This is a genomic window from Cytobacillus firmus (assembly GCF_023612095.1).
GTDB lineage: Bacteria > Bacillota > Bacilli > Bacillales > Cytobacillaceae > Cytobacillus.
In genome coordinates this window covers 82,501-96,247 of sequence record NZ_CP086235.1, presented here as the reverse complement: position 1 = coordinate 96,247, position 13,747 = coordinate 82,501, and the positions used below count along the sequence as shown (strand labels likewise).

Below are 13,747 nucleotides of genomic sequence, written 5' to 3'. Positions count from 1 at the left end.
GAAATCCTAAGTATGATCTTGGATTAAAGCCCTTTACTGAAACAAGAATCACCCGGTTTTAAGAAGTCTAATTCCTTGTATTGGCACGATTTTCTATGATACTATACACTATAGTTTGTTTACCGTGGGAGGAGGTAAGGGATGAATCGGATCTTCCGGAATACCATCTTTTATTTATTAATATTTTTAGTCATTATTGGAGTTGTCAGCTTCTTTAACGGCAACAATGAACCAACGGAGCACATCTCTTATAATAAATTTGTTGATCACTTGGAAAGCGGCGATATTACGTCCATTTCCCTTCAGCCTGAGAGAGGTGTTTTTGAAGTACGGGGTCAGCTTAAAGGATATGAGGAAGACAAATACTTCCTGACTTATATCATGAACAATGATAATATCCTTGACCGTGTGGATCAATTAGCCCAGACATCGGATGTCGATGTTATGCCGGCTAAGGAAACAAGCGGCTGGGTTACATTCTTTACGTCAATCATTCCTTTCATCATCATCTTCATACTATTCTTCTTCCTGCTGAACCAGGCGCAGGGCGGAGGCAGCCGTGTGATGAACTTCGGCAAAAGCAAAGCCAAGCTGTATGATGAAAGCAAAAAGAAAGTGCGCTTTAAAGATGTTGCAGGCGCCGATGAAGAAAAGCAGGAGCTTGTTGAGGTCGTTGAGTTCCTTAAAGACCCGCGCAAGTTTGCTGAATTGGGAGCCAGAATTCCTAAAGGGGTTCTTCTTGTGGGACCTCCGGGAACAGGTAAAACCTTGCTTGCACGGGCAGCTGCCGGTGAAGCGGGCGTTCCGTTCTTCTCAATAAGCGGTTCTGACTTCGTTGAAATGTTCGTCGGTGTGGGTGCTTCCCGTGTCCGCGACTTATTCGAAAATGCGAAAAAGAACGCGCCATGTATTATTTTTATCGATGAAATTGATGCTGTAGGGCGTCAGCGTGGTGCCGGCCTAGGCGGCGGACATGATGAACGCGAGCAGACCCTTAACCAGCTTCTAGTTGAAATGGATGGATTTGGAGCAAACGAGGGAATTATCATCGTTGCTGCCACTAACCGTCCGGATATTCTTGACCCGGCATTATTGCGTCCGGGACGTTTTGACAGACAGATTACAGTTGACCGCCCGGATGTAACAGGTCGTGAAGCTGTACTTAAAGTACACGCACGCAATAAACCTCTTGATGAGAGTGTCAACCTAAAGGCTATTGCGCAGCGTACACCTGGTTTCTCAGGAGCAGACTTAGAAAACTTATTGAATGAGGCGGCCCTTGTCGCAGCCCGTCGAAATAAGAAAAAGATAGATATGACAGATTTAGATGAAGCATCAGACCGTGTAATTGCCGGTCCCGCTAAGAAAAGCCGTGTTATTTCTATGAAGGAAAGAAACATCGTTGCTTTCCATGAAGCAGGTCATACAGTCATCGGTTTAGTGCTTGATGAAGCAGAAATGGTTCATAAGGTTACAATTGTGCCGCGCGGCCAGGCCGGAGGATATGCAGTAATGCTTCCAAAAGAAGACCGCTACTTCCAGACAAAGCCTGAGCTTCTCGACAAAATTGTCGGATTGCTTGGCGGACGTGTGGCTGAAGAAATCGTCTTTGGTGAAGTAAGCACAGGTGCCCATAATGACTTCCAGCGTGCGACAGGCATTGCCCGCCGCATGGTAACCGAATTCGGAATGAGCGACAAGCTCGGCCCATTGCAGTTCGGTCAGTCTCAGGGCGGCCAGGTATTCCTTGGACGTGACTTCCATAATGAACAGAATTATTCAGATGCAATCGCATATGAAATCGATCTTGAGATCCAGCGCATTATCAAGGAATCCTATGAAAGAGCAAGAAAGCTCTTAACAGAAAACCGCGATAAGCTGAATCTGATCGCCAATACATTGCTTGAAGTTGAAACGCTTGATGCGGAACAAATCAAGCACTTATCAGACCATGGCAGACTGCCAGATCGTCCAGTGACTTCCATTTCAACGGATGAAGATGTGAAAGTAAACATCAGCATCAAGAAAGAGGATCCTGCTGAAACAGGCGAAATCCCTGAAACAAGGGAAGGCTCAAGCCCCGCAGAAGCGGATGTGCCTCCTGCCATCGACGAAGAACGCAAAGACAAATAATAATCGAAAAGCGCCTCCAGGGGCGCTTTTTTTTTGCCGAAAAATATCATTTCCAAGACCGCCCGGAATTTTCGATTACACGAAACAACAGCAGTTGTGATATGATGTTTTCAGTGAAAAAATAAGGCTGTATTCGTAAGGTTTGTTGTTATTTAGGCATGTAACTTTATTAGACCTCTGAGTTGATTGGAGCGGAAGGCACTTGATCCTCGAAAATGCTGACGCATTTCCTTCGTGCGGTGTTCAATCGAGGAAGCCTATTCAATGTCCTGCGGGAGGAGAGGGAAGTGTGAGACCCCGCAGGCGAAGCCGAGGAGGCTCGCATTCCTCCCCGCGGAAAGCAAGTGCCTGGAGCGGAGATCAACGGGCTGAATTCATAGGCAAAAAAACAATAATCTTTGAAAAAGAGCCAAAAATAATACTTCATTTAAATAATCATAAAGTGGTGAGAATGTTGATTTTTGTTTTCGACGTAGGGAATACGAATATCGTTCTGGGTGTATATGACCAAGATGAATTAAAGCATCATTGGCGAATTGAAACCAACCGGAATAAAACAGAAGATGAATATGGAATGATTGTAAAGTCTCTGTTTGACAATGAGAATCTTTCCTTTTCAGATATAGATGGCATTATCATTTCCTCGGTAGTGCCGCCAATTATGTTTTCGCTTGAAAGAATGTGCCAGAAATATTTCCATGTGAAGCCTCTTGTTGTAGGTCCTGGCATCAAGACAGGTTTAAACATCAAGTATGATAACCCGAAAGAAGTGGGAGCAGACCGCATTGTCAACGCAGTCGCTGCCATTCATGAATACGGAAGCCCGTTAGTTATTGTCGATTTTGGAACAGCCACTACCTATTGCTATATCAATGAAAATAAACAATATATGGGCGGCGCCATTGCCCCGGGAATCGGGATTTCAACAGAGGCTCTTTATTCCCGTGCAGCGAAGCTTCCGCGAATAGAAATTGCCCGACCTGATCATATTGTCGGAAAAAATACCGTATCTGCCATGCAGGCTGGAATTCTTTATGGTTACGTCGGCCAGGTTGAAGGTATAGTAAAAAGAATGAAAGATCAGGCAGATGAAAAGCCGACTGTCATTGCCACGGGAGGCCTTGCGGGGCTCATCGCACAAGAGTCGGATATCATTGATGTTGTGGATCCATTTTTAACACTAAAGGGCCTGCAGATTATTTATAAACGAAATATGGAAAACATAAAGAAATAGCAAGCTTAAAAAGCTGCTTTCATTAAAGCAGTTTCTCTCGAAAGGAGCAAAAAATGAGCGATTATTTAGTAAAAGCACTTGCATATGATGGACAAGTCCGTGCCTATGCATCCCGCACTACCGATACAGTTGGGGAGGGCCAGCGCAGACATTATACATGGCCAACCGCGTCAGCTGCTTTAGGAAGAGCCATGACGGCTGGCGTGATGATGGGTGCGATGCTGAAGGGCGATAACAAACTGACGGTCAAAATCGAAGGCGGCGGCCCAATTGGCGCCATTCTGGTAGACAGCAATGCAAATGGAGAGGTGCGCGGATATGTAACAAACCCGCAGACGCACTTCGATCTTAATGAGCAGGGCAAGCTTGACGTTCGCCGCGCGGTCGGCACTGAAGGGACCCTGTCGGTCGTGAAGGACATTGGCATGAGAGAACACTTCACAGGACAGGTTCCGCTGATTTCGGGAGAACTTGGGGAAGACTTCACCTATTACTTTGTTACTTCTGAACAGGTTCCTTCTTCTGTTGGGGTGGGTGTCCTTGTTAACCCTGACAATTCCATTCTTGCCGCTGGGGGATTCATTCTTCAGCTTATGCCGGGAACGGATGAAGAGACGATCACTCTAATTGAAAACAGACTGAAAGAAATCCCGCCTGTATCCAAATTGATTCAGCAGGGATTAACGCCTGAAGAGCTATTGGAAACGATTCTTGGCGAAGATAATGTGAAGTTCCTTGAAAAGCTTCCTGTATCCTTCACCTGCACATGTTCAAAAGAGCGTTTTGCCAATGCGATTATCAGCCTCGGTGAAGACGAGATCCAGCAGATGATCGATGAAGACGGACAGGCTGAAGCTTCCTGCCACTTCTGCAACGAGAAATATCATTACACAAAAGAAGAACTGGAAGAATTGAAAAACGAAGTAAAATGATAATATAAGCGTTTGCCGGTCCTGAGGCCGGGGCCAAACGCTTTTGTTTTTTTGAACTTAAAGAAATGTCCAGCTTCAGTGCCTGCCGCCTCGAGTGTCGGGGAGGGACAGGTGCTTGCGCTTTTCTTAGGGGGAGGAGCACTTGGAAAAGAGACAGCTTTTAATGATCATTGGCGGTTTAGTGTTGCTGAATCTTATCACATTGGCCTTTCTGCTTTTTAAAGGCGATGGGAGCGGGGAAGCAGTAGCTGAAATCGGCGGAGAAAAAATCACTCGCCAGGAATGGATGAGTGAGATGGAAACGAAGTACGGAAAAACCACCTTAAGCGAATTAATCGATCAAAAGGTCATTGAGGAAGCCGGGAAAAAATACGGAGTGAAAATCTCTGATAAGGCAGTAGATCTTGAGCTGAAAATGGTCAAGACGATGTACGGCGGCAATTTCACCGATGAGATGAGTGAAGACAAATGGAGAAGGCAAATCAAGAACAATCTTATTCTTGAAGAGCTGCTGACGGCTGATGTCTCTGTCTCAGAAGAGGAATTGAAGAGCTACTATGAAGAGAACAGCAGCCAATTTCATGTTCCTGACAGCTATCACATCTCTCAAATCATTGTGAAAACAAAAGAAGAAGCAGAGCAGACAGTGAAGGAGCTAGAAGAAGGCTCCAGCTTTTCTGTGCTGGCGATGGAGCGGTCCATTGATGAATTCACTGCCAACCTTGGGGGAAATGCAGGGTATGTCAGTGAAGATGATGAGCACATACCGGCAGAAGTCCTGGAACAGGTCAAAGACCTGAAGCCCGGCAAATGGACCAAGCCGGTAAAAACAGAAGATGGCTATGCTGTTGTCATGCTTCATGAGCATTTAAAGGGAGAAAAGTATTCCTTTAAAGAGGTGAAAAACATGATTCGCCGCCAGATAGCACTTGAGCAGATGGATGTTCCTGTCTCTGCCAAGCCGTTTTGGAAAGAGACGGATGTGGAATGGTTTTACGGTGAGAAGTAAATATAAAAACACGGAGCGAATTCCGTGTTTTTTTCTGCCTAAATTGAGTATCATGAATAGAGATGGGTATTTATCTATAATGACAAAAGTATGAATTTTCTTTTAAATAGCAGTCAAATTCATTGACATTCCCATTGGAAATTGGTAAATTTAGATTAAACCAATAAAAATAGTCGGAAATAAGGAGTGGGGAAAATGGTACGTGTAGCAAATTCAATTGCAGATCTTGTTGGCCATACGCCAATTGTGAAACTAAACCGTCTAGTTGATGATAATAGCGCAGATGTTTATCTGAAATTGGAATACATGAATCCGGGGAGCAGCGTAAAAGACCGTATTGCCCTGGCAATGATCACGGCTGCAGAGAAAGATGGAAGTCTTAAACCAGGTGATACCATCATTGAACCGACAAGCGGAAATACAGGAATCGGATTAGCGATGATTGCCGCAGCCAAAGGCTATAAAGCCGTTCTTGTGATGCCGGAGACAATGAGTATGGAGCGCCGCAACCTGCTGCGTGCATACGGAGCTGACCTTGTCCTCACACCTGGACCGGAAGGAATGAACGGTGCGATCCGCAAGGCGCAGGAGCTGGCTAAGGAACATGGCTATTTCGTGCCACAGCAGTTTGAGAATCCTGCGAACCCTGAAATTCACCGTTTAACAACAGGACCTGAAATTGCAGAGCAAATGGGTGACCAGCTGGATGCCTTCATTTCCGGAATCGGAACAGGCGGAACCATTACAGGAGCCGGCCAGGTGCTTAAAGAAAAATATAAAAACATCAAAATTTACGCAGTGGAGCCAACTGATTCACCTGTCCTATCAGGCGGAAAACCAGGACCGCATAAAATCCAGGGCATTGGAGCGGGATTTGTGCCGGATACACTGGATACAAAGGTTTATGATGAAGTAATCCAGATTACGAACGATGAGGCATTTGATTATGCCCGCCGTGCGGCCAAGGAAGAAGGTATCCTTGGAGGAATTTCCTCCGGTGCGGCGATCAGTGCGGCACTGAAGGTCGCTAAAGAGCTTGGCAAGGGCAAAAAAGTTCTGGCCATTCTTCCAAGTAATGGCGAACGTTATTTAAGTACTCCTTTATACCAATTTGAAGCGGAATAATTGATAGGACAGCGGTCTCTGATGGCCGCTGTTTTTTGTTTAATAAAAATTATGAAAGCATGCCCTGTATCATGTATGATGAAAAATAGAGAACTATATAGGGGTGACTTTTAGTGAAGCATCTTCAGATTCATGCAAAAAAAATACCATATACATATAACCGGTTTTTCCGCACATACCGCTCGCTGTCGGAGGGATTGCCCTATCATGTTTTACTGGAAAGCGGACGGGGAGGCAGGTACAGTATTGCAGCTTTTGAGCCGGAAGCCATTTTAACAGGCAAAAATTCACAGCTTGAAATCAATGCAAACGGAGAAAAGCAGGTGCTCGAAGGCAACCCCCTTCACCTGATGCAGGAATGGCTGAATCAATATAAAGCAGATAAGCTTGAAGAACTTCCTGACTTTCAGGGAGGTGCCATCGGATTCATCAGCTATGACTACGCGCGATATATCGAAAAGCTTCCGGATGAAGCCCGGGATGATCTGCAAATACCTGATATCCACTTTTTTATTTATAAAGATTGCTTTGTCTTTGATCATGAAACAGAACAGCTCTGGCTTCTATTCTTATATGAAAAAGAGGAAGAGCACTCGATCGGGGAACGGGCAGAGAATTGGGAGCAGAAATGGAAGAATGAGAGCGGAAAGCCTTCTGAGGCAGGGGGATGCTGTCAGGCAGAACAAACACTTGGAGTATCCATGGACGAAGAAGAATTCCAGTCTGCTGTCCGGAGTGTTCAGGAATATATTTCACAGGGAGATGTCTTTCAGGTGAATCTATCGGTACGACAAAGCCGCCCTATGCATACTGAGGCTATGGATGTATACGAACAGCTGAGAGTGTTAAATCCTTCTCCATACATGGGATATTTTCACACACCTGCATACCAGCTTGTGAGCGCATCACCGGAGCTGCTGATTAAGAAAAAGGAAACACCGTCAGCACGCGGCCGATTGCCGGAACAAGATCCCGCGGGAAGGATCATGAGGAGGACCTCGAGCTCGCCAGTGAACTGATTGAAAATGAGAAAGAGCGTGCAGAGCACGTAATGCTGGTTGACCTGGAGAGAAATGACCTGGGAAGAGTCTGCGAATATGGAACAGTTGAAGTGGATGAGTTCATGGTTATTGAAAAATACTCACATGTAATGCATATCGTTTCAAATGTAAAAGGGGAGCTTGCTGACGGGAAGAATGCGGTTGATATCATTGACGCTGTATTTCCCGGGGGAACGATTACAGGTGCCCCTAAAGTGCGCACCATGGAAATCATTGAAGAGCTTGAACCGGTCACAAGGGGACCATACACCGGCTCTCTTGGCTGGATCAATTTCAGCGGTGATCTGGAGCTGAATATTATCATCCGCACTATGCTCGTGAAAGATGGACAGGCTCATGTGCAGGCAGGTGCAGGCATCGTCATTGACTCCAATCCGAAAAATGAATATAAAGAGTCGCTGAAGAAGGCGATTGCTCTTTGGAAAGCAAAAGAACTCGCAGAACAGGCAAAAGGGGATCAGCTATGATTTATATGATCGATAATTATGATTCTTTTACGTATAATCTCGTGCAGTATCTCGGTGAATTAGGCGAAGAGCTGGTTGTCAAAAGAAACGATGAAACATCGATTTCTGAAATAGGCAGTATGCAGCCGAAGTTCCTGATGATCTCTCCGGGGCCGTGCAGCCCGAATGAAGCAGGCATCAGCCTGAAAGCCATTGAAGCTTTTGCAGGCAAAATCCCTGTCTTTGGCGTTTGTCTGGGACATCAGTCGATTGCTCAAGTATTCGGGGGCGATGTGGTGCAGGCGGAGCGTCTGATGCATGGTAAAACCTCTGACATTTTTCATGATGGAAAAACCATATTTAAAGACCTGCCCAACCCTTTTCCTGCTACCCGCTACCATTCGCTGATTGTCAAAAAGGAAACACTTCCGGACTGTCTTGAGGTGTCTGCATGGACAGCTGAGGGAGAAATTATGGCCATTCGCCATAAGGAACTGCCTGTAGAAGGTGTCCAATTCCACCCTGAGTCGATTATGACTGCGGCCGGAAAGGAACTCCTTCAGAATTTTATTCAGCATTACAAAGCCGCACTGCAGGCAGAGGGGCTGTAAACATTGTATATTTATATGAATGGGGAAGTTGTCAGGAAAGAAGAGGCCAGAATCTCTCCTTTTGATCATGGCTTTTTATATGGAATGGGGCTGTTTGAGACGTTCCGTGTCTATAATGGGCATCCCTTTTTATTGGACGATCATCTGGAGAGGCTGAACCAAAGCCTTAAAGCCATAAATATAGAAGCTGGCTACACAAGGGAACAAGTGCTCGAGATGCTTGAAATGCTGCTTGGAAAAAACGGATACTATAATGCCTATATCCGGATGAATGTGTCAGCGGGTAACGGCGAGATTGGCCTGCAGACAGATTCGTACAAAAACCCGAATACGATTATTTTCTGCAAACCGCTTCCGCCAAGAAATGCAAGCGCAGAAAAGCAGGCAGTGATGCTGGAGATTCCCCGCAATACACCTGAAGGGGCCGAACGTTTGAAGTCCCACCATTATTTAAATAACATTCTGGCTAAAAAGGAAGCGGGGGACGATCCAGGCATAGAAGGGATCTTTCTGACCAGGGATGGCTACCTGGCAGAAGGGGTCACTTCGAATTTATTCTGGATTCGTGATGGCCAGTTATTTACCCCGTCTCTTCAAACCGGCATACTAAACGGCATTACCCGGAAATTTGTGATCAGGCTTGCCGAAAAGCTGGAGATGAATGTGCAGGAAGGCCTGTACAGACCGGAAGCTGTAAGGGATGCGGATGAAGTTTTTGTCACGAATTCCATCCAGGAAATTGTGCCAATTTCTTCGTTTGACGGCCATTCTATGCCTGGGGTATCCGGGAAGAAAACATCGGAGCTCCAGATGCACTATGAAAACCGCTGTGAACACTTATGGAGCAGGAATGAACTGTAGGAGGATCCAGAATGTCTAAAAAAACAATTCAGTGTGGGCCATATACGCTTGATTACGGGAAGAAAACCATTGTGATGGGAATTTTGAATGCAACGCCTGACTCCTTTTCGGATGGGGGCAAATACAGTCAGCAGGATCTGGCAGTCAAGCATGCTCTTGAAATGGTTGAAAACGGAGCAGATATCATCGATGTCGGCGGCGAGTCAACCCGTCCGGGATTTGATCCGGTGCCTGCAGACGAAGAGCTGAGACGTGTTCTTCCTGTTATCGAGGCAATTTCAAAGGAAGTGGATGTTCCGATATCCATTGATACCTATAAAGCGGAAGTCGCCAGGCAGGCCATTGAAGCCGGGGCCCACATTATCAATGATGTGTGGGGAGCCAAAGCCGATCCTGAAATGGCGGCAGCTGCAGCAGAAACAGGGGCGCCGATCATACTAATGCATAACCGCAAGGATATGGAATACACATCCTTTTTCCGTGATGTCATGAATGACCTGTACGAAAGCATAGCGCTTGTAAAGTCTGCAGGTGTTAAAGACGAGAATATTATCCTTGACCCGGGCATCGGCTTTGCCAAGGACTTGAACTATAACCTGGAAATGATGAGGGATTTGGACAAGCTTGTGGCTATCGGGTATCCTGTGCTGCTAGGCACATCGAAGAAGCGGATGATCGGAACCATTCTGGACCTTCCGGTTGAGGAGCGGACAGAAGGAACGGGAGCAACGGTGTGCTTCGGCATCCAAAAGGGCTGCCAGATGATCCGCATTCATGATGTAAAGGAAATGAGCCGAATGGCTAAAATGATGGACGCTTTAATGGGAAAAGGTGATTACAATGGATAAAATTTATGTGAACCGAATGGAGTTTTACGGCTACCATGGTGTTTTCCCGGAAGAAACACGGCTTGGCCAGCGCTTTGCTGTAGACCTTACTGTCGAAGCAGACCTGAAAAAGGCGGGGGAAACGGATAATCTTGATGACTCCATTAACTATGGTGAGCTGTATGCAGTGTGCAAAGAGGTGGTGGAAGGGAAGCCCTATAAGCTGGTTGAAGCTGTCGCAGAAAAACTGGCAGCAGAACTGCTTTCCCGTTTCCCGCTGATTCTGCAGCTGACGGTAAAAGTCATCAAGCCTGATCCGCCTATTCCCGGCCACTATCAATCAGTAGCGGTCGAGATTACGAGAGGCAGATCATGAGGAACACCGCCTTTATTGCGCTCGGCTCAAATATCGGAAGCCGGTTTAACCACTTGAAGAAAGCAGTTGAGAGGATTGATCAGCTTCCGGAAACCCAAGTGGTAAATACTTCATCTGTTTATGAAACAGATCCGGTCGGTTATGAAGATCAAGAACAATTTTTGAATATGGCAATCCAAATTTCTACCGGCTTAAATCCTTTTGAATTGCTGGATGCATGCCTTGATATCGAATTACAGCTTGGGAGAAAAAGGGAAATCCATTGGGGCCCGCGGACAATAGACCTTGACATTTTGCTGTATAGTCACGAAAATATTGAAACAGAGAAGCTAATAGTTCCTCATCCTCGGATGCATGAAAGAGCGTTTGTCCTTGTTCCTCTTTTAGAGGTTGATTCCAGCATCAGGCTTCCGAAGATGGAGCGGCCTTTAATTTCAATACTGGAAGATATACCTGACAGAGAGGGAGTACGGATATGGAAGCAGAAAAATGGGGAAGACGTATTCGCGCTTTTCGAAAGCTAAAAGGATTTACGCAAGAAGGATTTGCAAGAGAGCTGGGTGTATCGGTTTCAATTTTAGGTGAAATTGAAAGAGGAAACCGCATGCCTGCACCGGCTTTAATCGAGCAGATCGCTCTGGCGCTTAAAGTGACACAGGAAGAATTGGCTCCCATACAGGAGCAGGATTAATATATAAGTGAGAATAATGACAGAGGGAGGTGCAATTATGTTCAAAATAGGTGATATCGAGCTGAAAAACCGTGTGGTACTGGCTCCAATGGCCGGAGTATGTAATTCCGCTTTCCGTCTGACTGTGAAAGAATTCGGTGCCGGTCTTGTATGTGCGGAGATGGTCAGCGACAAAGGCATTGTCCTCCAGAACGAAAAAACGATGGACATGCTTTATATTGATGAAAGAGAAAAGCCGCTAAGCCTGCAGATCTTCGGAGGCAAAAAAGAAACGCTTGTAGAAGCGGCGAAATTTGTAGATCAAAATACGAATGCGGATATCATCGACATTAACATGGGCTGCCCTGTCCCTAAAATCACCAAATGTGATGCGGGTGCCAAGTGGCTGCTTGACCCGGATAAAATTTATGAAATGGTTTCTGCTGTAACAGCCGCTGTTGAAAAGCCGGTTACCGTAAAAATGCGGATGGGCTGGGATGAAGATCACATCTACGCTGTTAAAAACGCCCAGGCGGTTGAACGCGCAGGGGGCAAAGCTGTAGCCCTTCACGGCCGTACGCGTGTCCAGATGTATGAAGGACAAGCGAACTGGGATATTATCCGCGAAGTAAAGCAGAACATTAACATTCCGCTTATCGGAAATGGTGATGTGGAAACACCTCAGGCTGCCAAGCGCATGCTGGATGAAACAGGCTGTGACGGTGTCATGATCGGACGGGCTGCTCTGGGGAATCCATGGATGATTTACCGTACAGTTAAATACCTTGAGACTGGCGAATTAATGGGTGAGCCTTCTGTACGCGAGAAAATGGATGTGTGCATCCTCCATCTGGACCGTCTGATTTCATTGAAGGGTGAACATATCGCTGTACTCGAAATGCGAAAGCATGCTGCATGGTACCTGAAAGGAATCCGCGGCAATGCGAAGGTCCGCAATGGAATTAATGAATCCAATACAAGAAAAGAATTGGTGAGTGTTCTTAACGCTCTTGTCCTTGATGCAGAAGAAAAAGAAAGAAGCCAGATACAGGCTGTATAAGCTGCGTAAAGTTTGACAGGCTGTCATTCTTTGCCTATAATACTTTTGATAAATGGAAGCTGCCAGTGCATGAACTGGCAGTTTTTATTCTATTTAACTATTTAGGATGTCTGATTTACCCGCTTTGTGTAAAATAATAGAGATATACATTTTTGAACGACCGCCGAATTATGCGTACATAAAAAGATTTACAAAATGGAGATGATTTCAGTGAGCCAGAGTCATGAAGAATTAAATGACCAGTTGAAAGTAAGACGCGATAAAATGAACAGCTTGCGCGAACAGGGAATGGATCCTTTCGGGAAACGTTTCGACCGTTCACACCAAAGCAATGAATTAATTGAGCAGTACGGTGAGCTTGAGAAGGAAGAAATTGAGGAAAAGGATGTTTCTGTTACACTGGCAGGCCGCATCATGACGAAGCGCGGAAAAGGGAAAGCCGGATTCGCTCATGTACAGGACTTATCAGGGCAAATCCAAATCTATGTCCGCAAAGATGCTGTTGGAGAAGAAAGCTACTCCATCTTCGAAACTGCAGACCTGGGAGATATTGTCGGGATCAGCGGCAAGCTCTTTAAAACAAAAGTAGGCGAACTGTCTGTAAAAGCAGAGGAATTTGTCCTCCTGACAAAATCACTGCGTCCGCTGCCGGATAAGTTCCACGGGCTTAAGGACGTTGAGCAGCGCTACCGCCAGCGTTACCTGGATCTCATTATGAGTGAGGAAAGCAAAAAAACTTTCGTCACGAGAAGCCGCATTATCCAATCCATGCGCCGCTACCTTGACAGCAATGGCTACCTGGAAGTTGAAACACCTATGATGCATTCCATTGCAGGGGGTGCATCAGCACGTCCATTTATCACTCATCATAACGCACTGGATATGGAACTCTATATGCGTATCGCGATTGAGCTTCATCTGAAGCGTCTGATTGTGGGCGGCCTAGAAAAGGTATATGAAATTGGCCGCGTATTCCGTAATGAAGGTGTATCTACACGTCACAATCCTGAATTCACTATGATTGAATTATACGAAGCATATGCTGACTATAGAGATATCATGAGCCTGACTGAAAACCTTATTGCCCATATCGCCCAGGAAGTGCTTGGAACAACTACTGTGCAATACGGCGAGTACGAAGTGGATCTGAAGCCTGAATGGAAAAGGCTTCATATGGTAGATGCCATTAAGGAATACACAGGGGTAGACTTCTGGAAAGAAACAAGTAAGGAAGAAGCCCAGCAGCTTGCGAAAGAACATGGTGTTGAAATCAAAGACAATATGGAATATGGTCATATTGTTAATGAATTCTTCGAGCAGAAGGTTGAAGAGAAATTAATTCAGCCGACATTCATCTTTGGTCATCCTGTAGAAATTTCGCCGCTTGCGAAGAAAAATGACG

The 13,747-nt window shown here is 45.7% G+C and carries 13 protein-coding genes and 1 pseudogene (1 of these 14 cut by a window edge); all 14 read left to right on the top strand.

Annotated elements, in window-relative coordinates; genetic code table 11:
- Nucleotides 1-141 precede the first annotated feature (141 nt).
- Entirely contained in the window at nt 142-2,133 is a 1,992-nt protein-coding gene (ftsH, locus tag LLY41_RS00550) for an ATP-dependent zinc metalloprotease FtsH (protein WP_095246066.1), read from the top strand.
- 454 nt (nt 2,134-2,587) lie between these two features.
- Complete coding sequence (locus LLY41_RS00545) at nt 2,588-3,367, top strand: type III pantothenate kinase (RefSeq protein ID WP_179289095.1); 780 nt, start codon at nt 2,588-2,590, stop codon at nt 3,365-3,367.
- Nucleotides 3,368-3,420: 53 nt separating this feature from the next.
- The gene (gene hslO, locus LLY41_RS00540; RefSeq protein WP_095246068.1) at nt 3,421-4,299 is read left to right on the top strand and encodes an Hsp33 family molecular chaperone HslO; all 879 of its coding nucleotides are present in this window, start codon (nt 3,421-3,423) and stop codon (nt 4,297-4,299) included.
- Between the two features lie 142 nt (nt 4,300-4,441).
- Complete coding sequence (locus tag LLY41_RS00535; protein ID WP_304586658.1) at nt 4,442-5,308, top strand: peptidyl-prolyl cis-trans isomerase; 867 nt, start codon at nt 4,442-4,444, stop codon at nt 5,306-5,308.
- 195 nt (nt 5,309-5,503) lie between these two features.
- Nucleotides 5,504-6,433 (top strand): cysteine synthase A, encoded by a 930-nt coding sequence (gene cysK / locus LLY41_RS00530; protein WP_095246070.1) that lies wholly within the window; start codon nt 5,504-5,506, stop codon nt 6,431-6,433.
- 113 nt (nt 6,434-6,546) lie between these two features.
- Nucleotides 6,547-7,961 (top strand): annotated as a pseudogene (gene pabB / locus LLY41_RS00525) (aminodeoxychorismate synthase, component I).
- Nucleotides 7,958-8,551: an aminodeoxychorismate/anthranilate synthase component II gene (gene pabA, locus LLY41_RS00520; protein ID WP_095246072.1), complete on the top strand. Its 594-nt coding sequence runs from the start codon at nt 7,958-7,960 to the stop codon at nt 8,549-8,551. Before pabB ends, pabA begins: the two are co-directional and overlap by 4 nt.
- Nucleotides 8,552-8,554: 3 nt before the next feature.
- Nucleotides 8,555-9,412 (top strand): aminodeoxychorismate lyase, encoded by an 858-nt coding sequence (pabC, locus tag LLY41_RS00515; protein ID WP_095246073.1) that lies wholly within the window; start codon nt 8,555-8,557, stop codon nt 9,410-9,412.
- Between the two features lie 11 nt (nt 9,413-9,423).
- Nucleotides 9,424-10,260, top strand: a complete 837-nt coding sequence (folP, locus tag LLY41_RS00510) for a dihydropteroate synthase (RefSeq protein WP_304586657.1) — start codon at nt 9,424-9,426, stop codon at nt 10,258-10,260.
- Entirely contained in the window at nt 10,253-10,615 is a 363-nt protein-coding gene (gene folB / locus LLY41_RS00505; RefSeq protein ID WP_053433218.1) for a dihydroneopterin aldolase, read from the top strand. The genes folP and folB overlap by 8 nt, the downstream gene beginning before the upstream one ends.
- The gene (gene folK, locus LLY41_RS00500) at nt 10,612-11,139 is read left to right on the top strand and encodes a 2-amino-4-hydroxy-6-hydroxymethyldihydropteridine diphosphokinase (RefSeq protein WP_304586656.1); all 528 of its coding nucleotides are present in this window, start codon (nt 10,612-10,614) and stop codon (nt 11,137-11,139) included. Before folB ends, folK begins: the two co-directional genes overlap by 4 nt.
- Nucleotides 11,091-11,306 carry a helix-turn-helix domain-containing protein gene (locus LLY41_RS00495; protein WP_095246076.1) on the top strand — a complete coding sequence of 72 codons (216 nt, stop codon included), beginning with the start codon at nt 11,091-11,093 and terminating at the stop codon, nt 11,304-11,306. Before folK ends, LLY41_RS00495 begins: the two co-directional genes overlap by 49 nt.
- 37 nt (nt 11,307-11,343) lie before the next feature.
- Complete coding sequence (dusB, locus tag LLY41_RS00490) at nt 11,344-12,345, top strand: tRNA dihydrouridine synthase DusB (RefSeq protein WP_304586655.1); 1,002 nt, start codon at nt 11,344-11,346, stop codon at nt 12,343-12,345.
- A 210-nt stretch (nt 12,346-12,555) separates the two neighbouring features.
- Nucleotides 12,556-13,747: the 5' portion of a lysine--tRNA ligase gene (gene lysS / locus LLY41_RS00485; protein WP_304586654.1), read on the top strand. It continues 299 nt past the right edge of the window; 1,192 of the gene's 1,491 nt are visible here — the first part of the coding sequence; it begins with the start codon at nt 12,556-12,558; the stop codon falls past the right edge of the window.